Here is a 19,661-nt window from a genome sequence, read left to right on the forward strand (position 1 = left end):
TTGAACAGAGAATCAGATAGCAGTTTTATCAATCCATAAATTATCAGACCATCATGGCACAGGAATATCCGATACCAAGGTTTCACTTCCAGGTTGACTGGGGCGGCGCGAAACTCAGCTTCACCGAAGTCACCGGGCTGGTAATGGAGCGCGAAAAGATCGAGTACCGGCACAGCGACAGCAAGGACTTCAGCAAGATCGCCATGCCGGGCATGGTCAAGAACAGCAACATCACGCTCAAGCGCGGCAAGTTCGAGAACGATTTCGACTTCAACACCTGGCTTGAGGATGTGGCCAACGAGCGCGTCGACAACCGCCGCGACGTCACCATCCGGCTGCTCAACGAGAAGCATTCGCCGGTGGCCGCGTGGACAGCGGCGCGCTGCTTCCCGGTCAAGATCACCGCGCCCGATCTGAAATCCGACGCCAACGAGGTGGCCATCGAGAGCATCGAGCTGGCGCACGAAGGGCTGAAACTGATGAAGGTCTGAACGAGGCAGAACGATGGTTGACTACTATCCGCCGTGGGGGTTCTATTTCCGGGTTGTCTTCGGCATCAGCCAGGACAAGAACGATGCGAGGTTCCAGTCGGTCTCGGGCCTGTCGGTCGAGTACGACTTCGAAACCTTCAAGGAGGGCGGCGAGAACCGCTTCGAGCACAAGCTGCCGGTAAGGACGAAATATGCCGATCTGGTGCTCAAGCGCGGTCTGTTGACCGATTCGTCGGTCATCGAATGGCTGACCGACGCCTTTCAGAACCGCACGTTCAACCCCACGGACTTGTCGGTCAACCTCTTGAACGAAAAAGGCGAGCCGCTGCAAACCTGGAACGTGGTGCACGCCATTCCGAAAAAGTGGCTCGTCAGCGATTTCAATGCGAACGAAAACAGCGTCGTCGTCGAAACGATGGAGCTGAGTTACCGTTACTTCACCGTCCAGAAGGGGTAGAAATATGCCGGTCGAGATCAGGGAACTGCATATCAAGGTGACGGTCAACGAAGCGCCGCAGGGCGAGGGCACGGGGGCCAGCCGGAACAGCGCTGAGCGCGGCGGCAGCGAAAATACGGGCGCGGATCGTGACGCGATCGTGGCCGAGTGCGTCGAACAGGTGCTCCGGATCATGCAAAACAAACGTGAACGCTGATGGCTGAGAGCGGAAAACTCGAAAAGATGCTGATTCTGGCCTTTGCCGATTCGCAACAGGCCGAAAGCGGCGGCAAAAAAGAGGCGGACGACTACGTCGAGGCGCTCATCAACCCGGAGAGCTACACCCAGAGCTACAAGCTGAAGTTCTCCAAATCGGGCCAGGGCCAGGGTACGAGCGGCCAACAGTTGAAGTACGAGTACTCAGAGCCGGGCGAAATGAGCTTCGAGTTCCTCTTCGACAACACTGGCATCATCGACGGCAAGAGCCGGGACTCGATCACTGAGGACATCGAGAAGTTCCGCAAGGTGCTGACCGACTACAAGGGCGACTCGCACGAGCCGCGTCACTTCAAGCTGGTCTGGGGCGAGAACTCGATCTTCAAGGGGCGGGTGACCTCGCTCGAAATCACCTTCAAGCTCTTCAAGCCCGACGGCACACCCCTGCGAGCCACGGCCAAGGTAACCTTCAAAAGCAGCATCGAGGAGGAAAAACGCGCCGCAACGGAGGACAGGCAGTCCGCCGATTTGACACACATCCGCAAGGTCAGGGCCGGTGACACCCTGCCGCTGATGTGCTTCAGAATTTACGGCGACTCGAAATACTACCTCGACGTAGCCGCAGCCAACGGGCTCGACGACTTCCGCTCGCTGACGCCGGGCGCGGAGATCAGGTTTCCACCCATCGACAAAACCGCAAAGTCATCGTGAGTCCCGAGAACACCATACCGACCCCGGCGACTCCGGATGTCTGCACCTTCGCGGTGCTGATCGATGGCGCGGAAATTCCCGGCAGGTTCCAGCTCGTGGCGCTCTCGGTATCGCACGAACTGAACCGGATTCCCACCGCCGAGCTGCATCTGCTCGACGGGCAGGCTTCGACCGGAACGTTCGCGGCAAGCGACGAAGAGCTGTTCATACCGGGCAAGAAGATCGAAATCCAGCTCGGCTACCGCTCGACGAACGACAAGGTTTTCAGCGGACTCATCGTCAAGCAGAGCATCAGAATCCGCAAGAACGGCAGTTTTCTCGCCATCGAGTGCCGGGGCAACGCGGTCAGAATGACGAGGGGACTCAAAAGCCGCTACTTCGCCGACATGAAAGACAGTGACGTCATGGAGGAGATCATCAACGAGTACGGCCTGACAAGTGATGTAACGGCGACCACGCCGGAGCCGGGTTCGGTGGTGCAGTACGAATCGACGGACTGGGACTTTCTGGTCTGCCGCGCCGAAGCAAACGGCATGGTGGTGGCGGTGGAGGACGACACGGTGACGGTTGCTCCGCCCGACACCGCCGCCAATCCGGCCGTGACGGTGCGCTTCGGAGCAACCGTGCTGGAGCTCGACGCGGAACTCGACGCCCGCGTGCAGGAAACCGGCATCACCGCCTCGTCGTGGAACCCGGCGGATCAGTAGCTGGTGGAGTCGGAGGCGAGCGAACCCTCGACGACCGGTAACGGGAACCTTTCGGCGGACGATCTCGCCGGAGTGCTTGGTGGCGACGCTTCGGTGCTACGCCACAGCGGCAACCTGAGCCAGCCCGAGTTGCAGGCTTGGGCCGACGCCCGCCTGATGAAGGAACGGCTCTCAAAGGTGCGCGGACGGGTGCGATTCCAGGGAATGGCCTCAATTCTGCCCGGGCAGGTGATCGAGGTGACAGGCATCGGTGCGCGCTTCGAGGGCAAGCTCTACGTCTCCGGCGTGCGGCAGTCAGTGAGCGGCGGCAACTGGGAGACTGACGTGCAGTTCGGCCTCGATCCGGAGATTTTCCCTGAGCGCTACAATCTGCGCCCGTTGCCCGCATCGGGCCTTCTGCCCGGCGTCGGCGGCTTGCAGATGGGCGTGGTCACAGTGCTGAAGGGCGACCCGGAGAGCATGGAGCGCATCAAGGTGCGTCTGCCGCTCATCAGCGATTCGGACGAGGGGGTCTGGGCGCGGCTCGCCACGCTCGACGCGGGCGACGGACGCGGCACCTTTTTCCGCCCTGAGATCGGCGACGAGGTGGTGGTTGGCTTCATCGCCGACGACCCGCGCCACCCGGTGGTGCTCGGCATGTGCCATAGCGGCGCGAAACCCGCGCCTGAAGCGGCCTCGGACGACAACCACCGCAAGGGTTACGTGAGTCGGGAAAAGATGATGCTCACCTTCGACGACGAAAAGAAGATCATCCATCTCGAAACGCCCGGCGGCAACAAGCTCTCGCTGTCGGATGAAGACAACGGTATCATCGTCGAGGACATGAACGGCAACAAGATCACCCTCGACGACAAGGGCGTCACCATCGAAAGCGCAAGCAACATTGTGCTCAAGGCGACCGGCGACCTCAAGGCCGAGGGGGTGAACATCGAGCTGGCCGCACAGAGCGGCTTCAAGGCCGAAGGCTCTGCGACGGCAGAACTCTCCGGAGCCAGTACAGAGGTCAAAGGCAGCGCCACGGCGAAGATCAGCGGCGGCATGGTACAGATAAACTGAAAACTGAAAACGAAATGGCATTCGCGGCAAGAGTCGGCGACATGATCGTCAGCACAGCAACCCAGGGCGCTCCGGTGCCAATCATCCCGCCCGGAGCGCCAACAGTGCTTATCGGCGGAATGCCAGCAGCACGGCTGGGCGATACGTGCGGCGCGGACTCCATCGTGATGGGATCGACCAGCGTGATGATCGGTGGAATGCCCGCCGCCCGCATAGGCGACCCGACCGCCGGAGGAGGCACAGTCATGTCTCCCGGCGCAGTAACCGTAATGATCGGAGGGTAGAATTGAATAATGAAAATGTAGGGGCAGGCCTCGCGCCTACCCAGCCCGGAAAATCGCCAATAGGTCGAATAGGTCATAGAAGTCCTATACGACCTATTCGACCTATAACTCTTTCTTAATCATGCAATACCCGTTTCTTGGACGTGGCTGGGCCTTTCCGCCGGTGTTCGACCGGAACCTGCCGGGCGCGCGGATGCTCGAAGACGAGGCGGATATCGCGTCGAGCCTCGCGGTGCTGCTCGGCACGGCGCAGGGCGAGCGGGTCATGATGCCGTGGTACGGCTGCAACCTCGACGAACTGATCTACGAAAGCCTTGATACTCGGATCAAAACCCTCGTCGCGGACAAGATCGAATCGGCCATTCTCTACCACGAACCACGCATCCGGCTCGAAAAGGTCTCGATCGAAAAAAACGATGAGAACGAAGGCATTCTGCTCATCAGCATCGACTACACGGTCAAGACCACCAATTCGCGTTTCAACATGGTTTATCCGTTCTACATCCAGGAGGGCACCGACATCGACATGGCAATAACCGTCAATCCTTTGGGGGAGAACTAAAGCATGGCCGACGGCAACAAGTGCACGATGCAAACGGATCCGAACCGGCTCAGGCGGGACGGCACGAGCCAGAAGCAGCGCTTCCCCGCCGCGCTCGATCCCGCTAGCGCGCCCATCGATGGGCGAACGCCCGAGGTACTCATCGCTTTTGCCCGGAACTACTCGGCCTCGGTGCGCTATTACGACCTGAACAACGCCGAGATCGACAACTGGACGCGCTTTTTCAGCGACGACATCGCCGTCAGGGTCGCCTGCGCATCGATTGAAACGGTTGAGCTGTACCGCAAGCGCATCAAAGAGCTGCTCGACATTCTGAAGAACGATGGCGACTTTGCTTCGGACGCGGAACAGAAAAAAGCGCTCGGCTGGCTCTTCAGCGACATCGGCACGCTCGCGCGACAGCTCGACCGCCTCAAGGACGACCTCGATCCCGCCGTCGCGCTCAAGGCGACCCTGCGGAACCTGATCGCAAGCCGCCTCGCTCCGGCCTTCGGCAAGCTCATCGCCGCGTTCAAGGCGGGCGTCAAGCTCGGTCACATCGAAAACGAGACTGATGCGGACGGCAAGATCGTCGCAAAAACGACGCCGGACGGAGAACTCGTAATTTTCGAGGCGTCTCCCGAGCCGTTCGAGGCGATCTGCTCGGCGGGCCTCTCGAAGGAGTGGATCACCGGCGGAGCGACGGAGTGGACGGCGTATTTCGACTCCATCGAGCCGAACGAATCGCTCTACGCTACGCTGACCGGCCTCGACGCCTGGAGCCGCCTGGCGAGGCACAACCTTTTCATCTCGCAGCTCGACCTCTTCCTGAAAGCCTACGCCCGCATCGTCGCCGACGCCAAGACCGCTTTGCCAGAGCTCCTCACCGGGCGCGACGACCACCAGCCGCACTACGCGCTCTATCTCGCCTTCGTGCAGTTGATGGAGCTGTCGCGCAGTCACCTGAACACGCTGACCGGACGCCATCTCGATTTTTACTACAAAGAGGTGCTGAAACTCGCGCCGAACGCCTCCGAACCCGACAAGGTTCATCTGCTCTTCGAGCTGGCCAAGAACAGGGAGAGCGCTCGGCTCGAAGCCGGAACCCTCTTCAAGGGCAAGAACGAAACTGGCCAGACCGTGCAGTACGCGCTCGACGAGAAGCTTGTCGCCAACCGCGCCACCATCGAAGCGTTGCAGGCAGTGCGCCACTCGATCAACGACACGCAAAAACGCCTCTACGCCTGGCCGGAGGTCAATTCCGGCGACGGCATCGGTGGCGAAATCATCGCGACCGACGGCCAGTGGCATCCGTTCCTGAACGACACCGGCGTAACCAGTCTCGCCGAAGTCGGCTTCGCCATTGCCTCGAACTGCCTGCTGCTCCGGGAGGGAAACCGCGAAATCACGCTCACCCTTGAGTTCAACAGAGGCAAGGTTTTACAAAGCGCGTTCTGCAACAGCTTCGATTTTTACCTCTCGACCAGCAAGAAATGGGTTCAGGCCACGCTCGACACGACCAACGTTTCGGCATCCACCTCACTATCGAAAAAGGTCAGAATCCCGCTCACCTTCGGCGGGGAGCAGCCAGCGGTCGAGCCGATGAGCGAGGCTTCACCGGGCAACGCGCTTCCGGCATCGCTGCCGATGCTCAAGGCTGTGCTCAAGCAGGAGTCGGCCCAAAGCCTGCCGCTTTCGACGCTTCAGGAGCTGCGGATCGACATCGCCAAGTCACAACTCGAAGTAAGCATCGGCTTCGACAGCGCTGGCAAGCCTGACGGCAACGGACTGAAGAGCCTCGCTGTCTCGAACAAGTTCGGCGACCTCAAGACCGACAAGCCTTTCCAGCCCTTCGGCGCGACGCCCGAAAGCGACGACTGGCTGATCATCGGTTCGGACGAACTGTTCCAGAAAAAGGACGCCCGGTTCCAGTTGCGCATCGTCTGGAAAGGACTCCCGTTCTGGAGAGGCGACATCGACTTCGACTGGGTCAACGAATTTTATCCAAAGGCCGATTTCGCCTTCCTCAAACAGGGTTCGTGGCCGAAGAAAAACGACCTCGAAAACCAGAAACTTTTCAGCTGGAAATATGCCGAGGTGGCCTTCCCGGAATCGAAAGCCACCCTGCCCGCGCTGGCGTTGACCGGGACGCACTTCGACGAGACGCGCTACACGCTCGACAGCCGCAGCGGCTTCATGAAGCTGACGCTCAACGGCGATTTCGGCCACAAGCTCTACCCGCTCACCCTGAGCCGGTACATGATGCGCGTCGCGGCAAAGGACAAGGAGCTGGTCGATGACTGCATGAGCCTCTGGAAAAAGGTGCGCCATGATCTGTACGAGTGGAAAAATGGACGGAAAGAACCGAAAAATCCGAAGAACTTCACGAGCCAGTTTGTCGAACAGTTCTCAAAATGTATGCCGGTCGAGCCCTACACGCCGGTGATCGAATCGCTGACGCTGAGCTACACCGCCTCCGCGCAGCTCTCGGATGCGGGCCTGTACCAGCTCACGCCGTTCGGCTGCAAGGCAGTGACGCCGGGCAAAAAATCGACGCTGCTCTACCCGTTCGACAACGAGGGTGAACTCTACATCGGCATCGACGGCTTCACGCCAGGCCGGAACCTCTCGGTGCTCTTCCAGCTTGCCGAGGGGAGCGCCTCGCCGACGGTCTCGAAGCCGGAAAAGCATGTCGCGTGGAGCTGGCTTCGCTCGAACAAATGGGTCGATTTCGAGACCTCCGAGCTGTCGGACGACATGGCGCAGCTCACCCGCTCCGGCATCATCCGCTTCGCCGTGCCCTCGTCGGCCACCAGCGGCAACTCGCTTCTGGGTGGCGGAAATCTGCACTGGCTACGGGCGGTGGTGAAGGAGAAGCCGGAGGCGGTCTGCAAAATCATCGGCGTCGAGACGCAGGCAGCCAGAGCGACGCGCCTCACCGGCAACGACTCCGCCGGTCAGCTCGCGGCGGAGAGCATCAAAAAAGCGGTCACGCCCGATGCGTCGGTCAAAAAGATCACGCAGCCCTACGCCAGCTTCGGCGGACGGAAGGCCGAGGATGAAACCGCGTTCCGCACGAGAGTCAGCGAACGGCTGCGCCACCGGAACCGCGCCATCACGATGTGGGATTACGAACGGCTGGTGCTCGAAGCCTTCCCGCAGATTTACAAGGTCAAGTGCCTGAACCACACCCGCTACGAACCAGGCGAAACCGGCGTCGGTATCTATCGCGAACTCGCGCCTGGACATGTCACCATCGTGGCGGTGCCAAACTTGCTGAACAACAACGCCATCGATCCGCTGCGGCCCTACACCAGCCTCGGCGAGCTCGACCTGATCCGGACATATCTCGAAAAGCACGCCTCGGAGCTGGTGAGCCTGCACGTCGAAAATCCGGTGTTCGAGACCATCAGCACCGAGTTCAGCGTCCGCTTCCGGCAGGGTGTCGATGAAGCCTTTTACATCGGGCAGTTGCAGCAGGAACTCATGAAGTTTCTCTCGCCCTGGGCCTTCGAGGAGGGAATGGACATCGCGTTCGGCGGCAAAATCCACAAATCCTCGCTGATCGATTTCGTCGAGGAGCGAGCCTACGTGGACTACGTCACTGATTTCAAAATGTACCATACCGACGGCAACGGAAAGACGAGCGGCGACCTTGACGAAGCTGCCACCACCCTGCCGCTCTCGATCCTCGTATCGGTGGAGGCTTCCGGACACGCGATCACGCCGATCTCCGGAGAACTCGACGGATAACCAACGATAAACCGTGACGAAAAAAGAATTTCCGACATGGCTGTAACGACCGGAACCATACAGAAAGAGCCGCAGCGAGAACCGGATCAGGACTTCACCGCCCTGCGCCGCAAGGGCATCGAACTCATCGAACAGATGAGCAGCCGGTGGTGGACGGACTACAACAGTCACGATCCGGGCGTCACCATGCTCGAAGCGCTCTGTTACGCCATCACCGACCTCGGCTACCGGATCGGCTGGGACATCGTCGACCTGTTGCAAAATCCGCCGGGCGAAGGCACGGATAACGCCATCCAATCCTTTTTCACGGCGCGTGAAATCCTGACGGTCAATCCGCTCACGGCGGACGATTTCCGCCGCCTGCTCATCGATCACAAGGGAATCAGCAAGGCGTGGATCGCCACCCGGCAGAGGGCGTGCGAAAGCGCCTGGTACGCCGACTGCAAGCATGACCGGCTGAGCTTCATGCCTTCAGGCGCACAGACTTTCGAAGCGAACGCCGTCTCGCCGCGCGGCATCCGCGATGTGTTCCTGCAATTCGAAAACGACCCGGAACTTGGCGATCTGAACGACCGAAAGATCCGCCACGCCTTCGCGATTCTGAATGCCGACGAAGAGGCGCTGGAGGTCACAGCGGAGTTCCGTATGCCCTTGTGGTCAACCATCGAGCTTGGCGAGGTATCAAAGTACGTCGATAGCAGCGGCAAGCTGCTGCACGCCGTGACCGGCGTCGAGCTGACAAACATCGCCGATGGCCAGCAGAAGCACAGGTATCTGGCCGACATCGAAATTTCATTCGATGTCGATGCCGGAGACGCAGCGCTCTCGCCGCTCGTGATTCAGGCTGTGCCGGTCAAACTGTACGGCTCCACTTCGGATTTGAAGGGTTACGGCGACACCTGGAGTTTTTCGGATTTCGACAGCGCCGAGCTGGCGAAAATAGTGGCCGAGCCGTTCCTGCGGAAATCAGCCGCCGTGCAGCGCATCACCGGCGAGGCTGCCGCGCTGCTCCGGGCGCACCGGAACCTGTGCGAGGAGTTCTGCTGCATCGAGCCGGTGAGAACCGAAGAGGTGGCGATCTGCGCGGACATCCTCCTCGAACCGGAAGCCGACATCGAACAGGTGTTCGCCGCAATGCTGCTGGCCATCGAAAACTACTTCAATCCACCGCTCGCGTTCCACTCGCTCGACGAGCTGCTGAAAGAGGGCATGGCGGTCGAGGATATTTTTGAAGGCCCGGTGCTGACGCACGGCTTCCTCAAACAGGAGGAACTCGAAAAGGCGCGGCTCCGCAAAACGCTCCGCACCTCCGACATCATCAACGAAATCGTGGAGATCGAAGGAGTCATGGCGGTCAGAAGTCTCCGCCTGACCCGGTACGACAGCACCGGCAATCCGGTCGGCGGCGTAGCCGACATCGGGCGGGGCATTGACAAAAAGAGAATCAGCGCCGAATGGAAACTCGAAATCAGCGAAAACTGCCTGCCGCTGCTCTCCGTCGATAACTCGGCCTTCCTCTTTTTCAAAAACGACCTGCCGTTCGTCGCCGACTTCGCGGAGGTGAGCGACACGCTCGCGCAACTCCGGGGCCAGGCGGAGCGGCTCAAAACGCAAAACTCTGGCTTGCTCGACCTGCCTGTGCCAAAGGGGCGCTACCGCAATCCGGAGCGTTACGCCCCCGTGCAGTACACGCTGCCGGAGTGCTATGGCGTCGGCCCTGATGGCGTACGCGAACCAGCCACGGCGGAGCGGCACGCGCAGGTGAGGCAGCTCAAGGGGTACCTGATGGTGTTCGAGCAGCTGCTCGCCAACGCCTTCTCGCAACTGGCGGGCGCGCGCCACCTCTTTTCGCTCGACCCGGCGGTGCAGCAGACGATGTTCGTCCAGAGCCTGAACAATGACGATCTCATTCGCGGGGTCACGGACATTCTGAATGCGGAACTCGACGAAGCGGCGCTGCACGAAATGGCCGAAAGCGCCACGACCATGCAGGAGCGGCGCGGTCGCTTCCTCGACCACCTGCTGGCCCGTTTCGGTGAACGCTTCAGCGACTACGCCTTGCAGATCACTGACTACGACGGCAGGAAAAAACCGGCAGAGACGCTGATTGCCGACAAACTCGCTTTCCTCTCCGCCCTTCCGGAGCTGAGCCGGAACCGCGCCAAAGGGCTGAACACGGCGGCCACGACGCTGACGCCAGACGACGAGGCGGTCCTGAAAAAACGTATTTCGCTGCTGGCCGGTCTCGCGCCCGAAACGGCGCAAAAGATTATTGTCGTGGAACATCTGCTCTTCAGACCGCGCTTCCCCGGCGACGCCCTGATGGAGGTGTGCCTTGGCAAACTGCTTTGCGGCGCGTGCGGCGAGGCTGACCCATACTCGTTCCAGCTCACCGTGGTGATGCCCGGCTGGCACACGCCGTTCGACAAAAACATCGAACTGCGCAGATTCATCGAAAACACCATCCGGCAGGAGCTGCCCGCCCACATCCTCGGCAAAATCTGCTGGGTGGGCAATCAGGATTACGACTCGACTTACCGCGAACTGCTGACCGTGCCGCTGGCCGAGTACCTGCGCGAAGAGGGCCGGAACGCCGGAAACGCCCGCCCCTCGGTGAGCAACGCCCAGAGCGGCGCGGACAAACTGCACAACGCCGCCCTCGAATCGTTCAGCGCATGGATGCAAACCGGAGTTTACCGGACAATCAACGACGGTGATCTCGACACGACGCTCCGCGAACTCTTCGTCGCCGAACTCGATCCGCTGTCGGAGATCTACAGCGGCGTCAGCAACTACGACGTTATCGGCCCCACCATCTACGACATGATGTCGGAGCACTTCGCGGGAGTCGTCGAGGATGACCGCTGGTACATCTACGACCGCTTCGAGGCGGCCTGGAACGCCTGGCTCGCCGCGCTGCCAAAGGCGAAGCAGAGCGAGGGGTGCCCCGCCGGATTCGTTTCGCGCGTGCAGGAGGCGATGACCGGCATGATCGGTTCATGGCTCGATCCGGAGGAAACCGCCCGTCAGGCGGTCGAACAGTTCGCCGAACTCTTTGCGCAGGAGATGCGCGAACGGGCCGAAGCGGGAGACTCCGTCGCTGACCCGGAAAGCGTGGTCGCGGAGCTTTTCGACGACGCGCTCGCCTATGCGCCCTTCAACAGCTCATCTCTCTCCGACACGGAGCGGGACGAACTGAAAGCGCTATTCGTCGAACTGTACGCCCCACGCGTCCATGACAGCCTTCTCTTGCAGGAGGCCGTCACGATGCACGCCAAACTGACCAGCATCTACCCGCCCGCGACGCTGCACGACTGCGTTGACGGCAACGAAGTCAACCCGGTGCGGCTCGACAGCTCGATGCTCGGCGGCTGACCGGTGCAACAAGGATATCAATCGCTTAAACAACAGCTTGTCATGATTCCCGAGAACAACATCTATCCGTTCTTCGAAGCCAACCAGGTGCTGAGCGCCGACCACCTCAACACCCTTGCCGCCCGGCTCGACGAACAGGACCGCCTGACGCGGGCCACGCTGCACGGTATCGGCATCGTCTGCGGCATGGAGGTCTCCGTGACCAAAAGCGGCGGAAACGCGACGATCTCGATCTCCAAAGGCTACGGCGTCACCTCGGAGGGCTACCCGGTCATCATCGGCGACAAAGGCTTCAGGGCCGACCGATGCCGCGCGCTGGAGGTCAAGGATGACTACAAACCGCTGCTCCTCGACGATGTGGACGGAGCCGGAGAGCTGCTCGAACTGCTCGACAGCGGCCATGAGCACTATGAGGAGGGCAGCGCAATCGACGCCGATGAGGCCGCAGAGATGGTGGTCGTGCTCTACGTGGAGCTGCTCGAAACCAGTCTGAAAACCTGCACCCCCGGATCGTGCGACGACAAAGGCAAAAAGGTGACGGTCAGCGTGCGCAAGCTGCTCGTGCCCACCGCCTACCTTGACGCCTTGCACAAGAAGGTGGCCCAAGATATTGAGAAGGATTCCGAGGGGGACTTTTTCCCGAACCTCGCCGCCCGCCTCGATTTGCCGGATATACGGATGCCACGCTTCGACGTTCCGGCCACCACGCTGACTGACGCTGAATCGATCATCGCGGCCTACAAAAAAATCCTGATCAATCCGATCGATGGCGCGGACAAATCCCTGTACAAACGAATCGCTGCTGCCCTCGACGCGGCGAAAACCGCCTACGCGCCGCTGCTCGACAATCCGGTAGACGACTTTTCGACGGCGCTGAGCACTCTCGAGTCAGGCTTCCTGAATCCGGGGAGCAAAAAAGCCGCCGCGTTCCAGTACCACTACGACTTTCTGAACGATCTCATCGACGCTTACGACGAGTTCCGCACAAAAGCGTTCGAGCTGACCGCGCTCTGCAATCCTCCGTCGCAGCTCTTCCCTCGCCACCTCGAACTCGGCGAGCTGGAACCGGAATCCGGCGACGCGCCCTCCGCCGAAGCCGGTATCCTCGCCTATCGCCACTACTTCCGGCCCTCACCGACACTCGGTAAACTCAAAACGAAACGGGCGGAAGTGCAGTCACTCTACAACCGGCTCCAGGCAATGGTCGCCAGCTTCGATCTGCCCGCGCAGGACAGCTCGAAAAGCGCCGATGAAAACATCCGCGTCACGCCCAGCCGCGCGGCGAACGCCCCGCTCTCGCAACGGTCGATCCCCTGCTACTACAAGCCGACAGCCAGGCTGCTCGAAACCTGGGACTTCGCGAAAACCTCGGCTGGCAGAAGCGACCAAAACTGCGGCTGCCGGATCGACGGCGACGACTCGATTGAATGGTCGCTCGACCGGCGCGGCTTTTTCAGGATCGAAGGCCATATCGGCCTCGACTGGGACAAGGCGCTCGACGCATTGCAGAAAAAAATCGCCAGCGACCGCCTGCCCGTCGACGTGCTGGTGCTGAAAACGGAGACGCCGCCAGCTGGTCTCGACGATGACGAGCTACAGAGCTACCTGCCGGAGTTCCTCAAAAAACACCCCGGCATCGGGCATAACTGCGGCGTCATGCCGGGCGGCACCTTCGTGATGGTCTGCAACAACAGCGGATCAACTGCCAGCAGCCCGTACAACGCGGTGCTCTCCAAAATCGGTTCAAAAGCGATTGTCGCCGACTTCTCGCTCCCCTATCGCATCGCCGGAACGGTGAAGCCCACCGAGATTTCTGTCGGCGAGTGCGAATATGACTGGATCGACAGCCTCCGCCACCTCAACAACATCACGCTGCGGAAGTATCGCCAAAAAGCTACCGCCAAAGCGCCCGCAGCTCATGAGGCGGAGGCGAACCGCCTGGCCTCGAACTACGTCGTGAGAATCCGCAGATACGAAATTCAGGGCCGTAATTTCATTGGAAACAGAAACTTCATCGATGTCGCCGCACCGCTCGCCGAGCTGAAACTGTACGGCCACGCCGCCATCCTGAAGAAGATCAACGAAGAGTTTCCGCTTGGTTTGGTCTTCGATAACACTGCGGGAAGCGGCAACGTGCTGATCCGCGCCGTCCGGGGGCAGCGCTTCCGCATCGAACTCGAAGGGGTGCAGGGCAACCGGATTCGCTACGCCTACACCGAGAGCGGCATGTACCGACTCCAGAACGACAATTGGGAGCAGATCGGCGGATCGGGCGAAAAGAGCTCCTGCCGGATCATCGCCGGGAACTACGATGAAAACGTCTATCGATGGCTGCGCCAGCGCTTCGGCCAGCCCTCGACGCTCACCCCTGTTCAGCGCCCGACAGCCAAGGAGGTGATCGACTGGCAAAAGCTGACGCTCGTGCGTGCGCGACACTACGCCAAAGCAAGCAGCCTGCCGATCTCCGGCCTGCTCGGCTCGATCGCTTCGGCAATCCGGCAGATCGATCCGGACGCAGGCATCGTCCTTGTCGGCAGTTGGGCCAACGGAAGCTGGCTGTCGAGAATCGAAGCGGAGAATGTCGCAAGCTTCGAGGGATCGAAAAAAAACTCGACGCATTCCGCTCGCTCAACAAAAAGGTGACCGGCAGAAGCGGCTACAGCAGCATCGACCTCATGATCGACAGCGCGGAAACCATCACGCCGGAGATGATAAAGGTCACCAGCGGCTACACCATCACGATGTTCAGGGGAAAGAAAGATGCGCAGAAAGGAGTGGCGCTATGACGAATAGCGGATATAAAAAGGAGAACCACCGACGTTCTTTCATGATCCACTGCCGATTTGACTCGGATGCCGCTTTCACGACTCAGATTTTCACTACTTCACCGGTGGTTATTGTAGGTTCGCTACTTCCGCAGCATTTCCCTTTTCGTCGCCTCACAGTGCTCTGCGTGGCTCAACTCAGTGATTGAATTTACGGCTTTCCGGCGATACGATGCAAATTTTTTTATGACAACAGACCAGCGACATACCATCGGCAAGCAGGTTCTCGACGTGACCTTCAACGGTTCCGAAAGCGGCGCGATGGCGCTTCAGTCAGCCATTTCCGGCCTGAACCAACTCGGCGTCACTCCGGCCATCGAGCGGATTCTTGACGGGTATGGCGACTCCTTGAGCGTGCTCAGAATCGACCGGCTCGAAGTCGATGCGGGAGCCGTGCCGCTCGAAGAGATCGAAGAGCGCCTGCCCGAAATGATCGCCGAGGCGCTCGACAAGGCGCTTGGAGAGATCGCGATGCCGGACGAGAAAGCGGGTGCCGAGAGCTTTGACCAGCTGACCAGCAGACGGCTTTCGGAGACCGAGGCCGCCGTCGATGCGCTGCTCTTCTTCCTCCGGCACGGCACCCTTCCCGCGACATTCAGGCCGCAATCGCACGAAAGCTTCGAAGCGCAACTGCTCGAAGCCTGGAATAGCCCCGGCCTCGCACGGCAAACCGCCGAAGCCCTCGCCTCCCCGACGGCGCGGCAACGCCTCCTCGCTCAATTCGCGCGAAAAGTGACGGCGAGGCTGATTGAAGCGCTGTCGCCAGACGCGATACCGGTCATCGAAAAACTCATCGGCGAATGCGACTGCACCTCCCTGCCAGAAGAGCTGGAGACAAAAATCGAGCACAAGCTGCTCGACAAAACTCTCGAACTCTCCGCCACGCGATCAACCATCGCACCGGCTGAGTTACGCGAAACGCTGCTCGCTGCAGCTTTGAGCCGACCAGAGGTTTCGAACGAATTCCAGAGCGACAAATCCGAGACGGAGCCGCACCACCGAACAGAACAGAGCCCGTCGGCCCAGAACGGAACAGACAACGAAACAGCCCGCCAGACGCTCGATTCCGCACCGCCGGCGAAGCGTGAAATCGAGCAAAAAGTGCCGTCAGCCCCGGACAAATCCGCCCAAAAGGCAAAAGAAATCAGTTCGGACAGATCAGGCGCATCACTGGCGACGCCACCGAATGCCTCATCCGACTCACGCGACACGAACACGGGTGATCGTGCTGCCGACAACTTGAAGAGCGAACAAACAAACGAACCGTCGGCTCACGCAGCATCCGGGGATCGAGCCGCGACCGTCTCGCAAGCATCGTTCTCCGACGATTCCGACAGCAGCCCGACAGCGTCGAAACACCGGGACTCCGGCAATCAGCGGACGCCGCTCCGGCACAGGGCGGAACCCGCCGGAGAGCATCCCGACGAGCGGCGCGGGCTGTACGTCGAAAACGCCGGACTTGTACTGCTGCATCCGTTCCTGCCACAGTTTTTCCGGGCGCTGCAAATCGCCGGTGAATATGAGCTGCTTCGGCCCGGCGAAGCGCTCCGGTTGCTGCACTTCCTCGCCACCGGCAGTGAAGATGCGCCGGAATACGATCTCGTGCTGCCAAAAATTCTTTGCGGCCTCTCGCCAGCAAGCCTCGCCGGAGAGTCAGCTCCTCTCTCCGGCGAGGAGCGAGAGGAGTCCTCGGCGCTGCTCTCGGCGGTCATCCACCACTGGGATGCACTGAAAAACACCGGCATCGACGCCCTGCGCGAAAGCTTCCTCAAACGCAACGGCAAGCTGACCCGCTGGCACGACGGCGGCTGGCTGTTGCAGGTCGAATCAAACAGTTTTGACATTCTGCTGGATCAACTCCCGTGGGGCTTTTCGATGATCCGGCTCCCCTGGATGGCCCAAATGCTTCATGTCGAGTGGCGTTTCTGACTTAAACGATCGTTATGAAAAGCAGTGCCGACAGATCATCCGCCAGCGCAAGCAAGCCCGCTCACGCCACCGCCAAACCGTTCTTCGGCCCGGCGGGACGGAGCACGGTTTTCGCGCCTGCCGTGCAGATGAAAATGGAGGTCAGCAAACCCGGCGATCCGTTCGAAAAAGAGGCAGACCACATGGCCGGAAAGGTGATGCGCATGGCCTCTCCGGCTCCCGTTCCTGCCCCACCGGGTGACGATAAGCTCCAGAAAAGCCCGGACGAGAAACTCCAGAAAGAGGAAAAGGAAGTAGTCCAGAAAGCTGCGGCACCTGAAAAAGAGATTCAGAAAGCCAAGGACGACAAACTTCAGAAAGCTCCGGAGGCTGAAGATAAGCTCCAAAAACAGGACGAGGAGAAACTTCAGCGCAAGGAGGCCGGTGGCGCGGGCGCGGCTTCGTCGAGCGTGCAGTCGGCGATCACTGGTAAGATGACCGGCGGGCAGCCAATGTCGAGCGAGGTGCGCGGTTTTATGGAGCCACGCTTCAATGCCGACTTCAGCAACGTGCGCATCCACAACGACCCGGAGGCGGCCAGCCTGAACAACCAGCTCAGCGCGCGCGCCTTCACCCACAAGAACCACATCTTTTTCTCACGCGACCAGTACCAGCCCGGCACGAGCGGCGGCAAGCACCTGCTGGCGCACGAACTGACCCACACCATCCAGCAGGGCCACGCCGTGCAGCGCGCTCCGCAGGTTTCGACCACCTCGACGCCCCCGCCGGTGCAGCGCCTCGGCATTCAGGACGCGCTCGACTACTTTGCCGACAAGGCGGCCAACATCCCCGGCTTCACGATGCTAACAGTCATCATCGGTTTCAACCCGATCAACCAACGCAGCGTAGACCGCAGCGCCGCGAACATTCTACGCGCGATGGTTGAAATGGTGCCGGGCGGCCACATGATCTCGCAGGCGCTCGACAACCACGGCATTTTCAACCGCGTCGGAACCTGGGCCGAGCAACAGTTCGCCACGCTCGGAGACATCGGCAGCGACATTGTCAGCGGCCTGAGGCGCTTCATCGACTCCCTGAGCTGGACGGACATCTTCGACCTCGGCGGCGTGTGGGATCGCGCCAAGTCGATCTTCACCTCACCGATCAGGCGCCTGATCTCGTTCGCCACAAGCCTCGTGAGCCAGATTCTCGGCTTCATCCGGGAGGCGATTCTCAGACCGCTGGCCGCGCTGGCGGAGGGCACGCGAGGGTACGACCTGCTCAAAGCGCTGCTCGGGCAGGATCCCATCACCGGCGAGGCGGTACCGAGGACGCCCGACGTGCTCATCGGCGGCTTCATGAAGCTGATCGGCCAGGAGGAAATCTGGGAGAATATCAAGAAAGGCAACGCCATCGCCAAAGCATGGGCGTGGTTCCAGGGCACGCTGGCGGGGCTGCTCGGCTTGGCGCGGTCGATTCCGCAGAAGATCATCCAGACGCTCGCCTCGCTGACGATCATGGACCTCGTGACGGTGGTCGGCGCGTTCCGCAAGATCGGCAGCGCGTTCCTCGGCATCGCCGGAGAGTTCGGAAGCTGGGCGCTCGGCCAGGTGATCAGCCTGCTGGAAATTCTCTTCTCGGTGGTCGCGCCGGGCGTGATGCCCTACCTCAAGAAAGCGCAAGCAGCCTTCACGACGATTCTCAAAAACCCGATCGGCTTCGTAGGCAATCTGGTGCGGGCCGCCAAACTCGGCTTCCAGCGCTTCGCGGGCAACATCGTCACGCACCTCAAAACCGCACTCATCAAGTGGCTGGTCGGGCCGCTCGCCGAGGCTGGGGTGTACATTCCGAAGTCGTTCAGTTTGACGGAGATCGTCAAGCTGGTGCTCTCGGTGCTGGGGCTGACGTGGCAGAACATCCGCGCGAAGCTGGTGAAGATCATCCCCGAGCCGGTGCTGGTCGGGCTTGAGAAAACGGCGGGTATACTCGTGACGCTCGTCAAGGATGGCCCGGCGGCAGCGTGGGAGCAGATCAAGACGGAGCTGAGCGAGCTGAAGGATCAGCTCATCGCGCAGGTCACGCAGATGGTTTCGGTTGAAATTGTCAAGGCGGCGGTGATGAAGCTGGTGAGCATGATCAACCCGGCAGGCGCGGTAATCCAGGCGATCATCGCGATCTACAACACAATCAGCTTCTTCATCGAAAAAGCGAGTCAGATCGCGGCGGTCGTCGGCTCATTCATCAACTCGATCGCCGCCATCGCCGCCGGACAGGTCGATGCCGCCGCCGGCAAAGTGGAACAAACGCTGGCCAACACGCTGACGCTGGTTATCTCGTTCCTGGCCAAATTCGTCGGTCTCGGCGGCATACCGGCAAAACTCGTCGGCATTGTTTGGAAAATCCGCAAACCCATCGACAAGGGGTTGGACAAAATCGTGGCATGGCTGGGCAAGATGCTCGGCAAGCTCAAAGCGGCAGTCACGGAGTGGTGGAAATCGAGAAAACCCTTTACGACCAGAAAGGGCGAGCGGCATGAGGTATACTACTCCGGATCGGACAACAAGGCTATTCCGATGGTTGCCAGCAATGACCCGAAACCGATAGCGAACAAGCTCGACGAGTTTACGGGCAAGCTCGATTCACTACCGGCGGATAAAAAAGGGCATGCATCGACGCTCATTGCATCGACCCGAAAGACCCTGCAAAGCAATCCGGGCGATTCGTCGATTGTCGCCTCTATGCAAACCCTGTTCGAACTCTTCGAGGGAGACCAGACCGGCCAGCCCAAGAAAGCTGAATACACGCCAATGTCAGGCACCCTTCCGGGAGACTCGACGGTTGTCGGCAAGGCGATGAAGATCGACTGGCTCAGCACCGATTTCATCGCCTCGCATCCGGGCAGCGTACCCGGCAGCGGGCAGGACGCACTCATGAGCAAGCTTGTTGTTGACAAGAAAAATCGGAGCGCCTTCAAATACATTCGAGGCCATCTGCTCAACGAAAACCTCGGTGGCGAAGGGAAACCGGAAAACCTGTTCCCGATTACGGCAAATGCCAACAGCCAACACTTGCATTCGACCGAAAAGGAGATAAAAAACTGGGTTGGCACGCCGGGAACTCAAAATCAGGGGCCAAAACAGTATGCATTCTATGAAGTCAAAGTTGACTATAAAGACAGCGACGTTCAGCTTGCAAACAGCGATATTTCACTGAACAAGGTCGATTCCACCCTGCACACCAGAGTCTTGCTGAAGGATGAAACCGGAGCGGTCAAGAAAAGCTTCATGACATCGATCATGTCACGATACGAGCATAAAGAAAAAGCAGAACGGTTCGATCTCAAGCAATAAATGAAGTT

At 60.1% G+C, this 19,661-nt stretch carries 14 protein-coding genes; all 14 read left to right on the plus strand.

What is annotated here, in order from left to right; all coding sequences use genetic code 11:
- Positions 1 to 53: 53 nt before the first annotated feature.
- Positions 54 to 491 (plus strand): phage tail protein, encoded by a 438-nt coding sequence (locus NY406_RS05445; RefSeq protein WP_260533061.1) that lies wholly within the window; start codon positions 54 to 56, stop codon positions 489 to 491.
- A 13-nt stretch (positions 492 to 504) separates the two neighbouring features.
- Positions 505 to 948, plus strand: a complete 444-nt coding sequence (locus tag NY406_RS05450) for a phage tail protein (protein WP_260533062.1) — start codon at positions 505 to 507, stop codon at positions 946 to 948.
- Between the two features lie 4 nt (positions 949 to 952).
- Positions 953 to 1,144, plus strand: a complete 192-nt coding sequence (locus NY406_RS05455; RefSeq protein ID WP_260533064.1) for a DUF5908 family protein — start codon at positions 953 to 955, stop codon at positions 1,142 to 1,144.
- The gene (locus tag NY406_RS05460; protein ID WP_260533066.1) at positions 1,144 to 1,854 is read left to right on the plus strand and encodes a CIS tube protein; all 711 of its coding nucleotides are present in this window, start codon (positions 1,144 to 1,146) and stop codon (positions 1,852 to 1,854) included. The genes NY406_RS05455 and NY406_RS05460 overlap by 1 nt, the downstream gene beginning before the upstream one ends.
- On the plus strand, positions 1,851 to 2,561 hold the full coding sequence (locus NY406_RS05465; protein ID WP_260533068.1) for a phage late control D family protein: 711 nt from the start codon (positions 1,851 to 1,853) through the stop codon (positions 2,559 to 2,561). Before NY406_RS05460 ends, NY406_RS05465 begins: the two co-directional genes overlap by 4 nt.
- A 3-nt stretch (positions 2,562 to 2,564) precedes the next feature.
- Positions 2,565 to 3,617, plus strand: a complete 1,053-nt coding sequence (gene vgrG / locus NY406_RS05470) for a type VI secretion system tip protein VgrG (protein ID WP_260533070.1) — start codon at positions 2,565 to 2,567, stop codon at positions 3,615 to 3,617.
- A 14-nt stretch (positions 3,618 to 3,631) separates the two neighbouring features.
- Positions 3,632 to 3,901 (plus strand): PAAR domain-containing protein, encoded by a 270-nt coding sequence (locus NY406_RS05475; protein ID WP_260533072.1) that lies wholly within the window; start codon positions 3,632 to 3,634, stop codon positions 3,899 to 3,901.
- A 121-nt stretch (positions 3,902 to 4,022) separates the two neighbouring features.
- A complete protein-coding gene (locus NY406_RS05480) occupies positions 4,023 to 4,463 on the plus strand; it encodes a GPW/gp25 family protein (protein ID WP_260533074.1) in 441 nt (146 codons plus the stop codon).
- Positions 4,464 to 4,490: 27 nt separating this feature from the next.
- Positions 4,491 to 8,195, plus strand: a complete 3,705-nt coding sequence (locus NY406_RS05485; protein ID WP_260533076.1) for a baseplate J/gp47 family protein — start codon at positions 4,491 to 4,493, stop codon at positions 8,193 to 8,195.
- A 36-nt stretch (positions 8,196 to 8,231) separates the two neighbouring features.
- A complete protein-coding gene (locus NY406_RS05490; protein ID WP_260533078.1) occupies positions 8,232 to 11,570 on the plus strand; it encodes a hypothetical protein in 3,339 nt (1,112 codons plus the stop codon).
- A gap of 42 nt (positions 11,571 to 11,612) precedes the next feature.
- The gene (locus tag NY406_RS05495; protein ID WP_260533080.1) at positions 11,613 to 14,213 is read left to right on the plus strand and encodes a hypothetical protein; all 2,601 of its coding nucleotides are present in this window, start codon (positions 11,613 to 11,615) and stop codon (positions 14,211 to 14,213) included.
- Positions 14,210 to 14,356 carry a hypothetical protein gene (locus tag NY406_RS05500; protein WP_260533082.1) on the plus strand — a complete coding sequence of 49 codons (147 nt, stop codon included), beginning with the start codon at positions 14,210 to 14,212 and terminating at the stop codon, positions 14,354 to 14,356. Before NY406_RS05495 ends, NY406_RS05500 begins: the two co-directional genes overlap by 4 nt.
- Before the next feature lie 225 nt (positions 14,357 to 14,581).
- Complete coding sequence (locus NY406_RS05505; RefSeq protein WP_260533084.1) at positions 14,582 to 16,324, plus strand: contractile injection system tape measure protein; 1,743 nt, start codon at positions 14,582 to 14,584, stop codon at positions 16,322 to 16,324.
- Positions 16,325 to 16,338: 14 nt separating this feature from the next.
- Positions 16,339 to 19,653, plus strand: a complete 3,315-nt coding sequence (locus NY406_RS05510; RefSeq protein WP_260533086.1) for a DUF4157 domain-containing protein — start codon at positions 16,339 to 16,341, stop codon at positions 19,651 to 19,653.
- Positions 19,654 to 19,661 lie beyond the last annotated feature (8 nt).

Source organism: Chlorobaculum sp. MV4-Y (genome assembly GCF_025244685.1).
GTDB lineage: Bacteria > Bacteroidota > Chlorobiia > Chlorobiales > Chlorobiaceae > Chlorobaculum.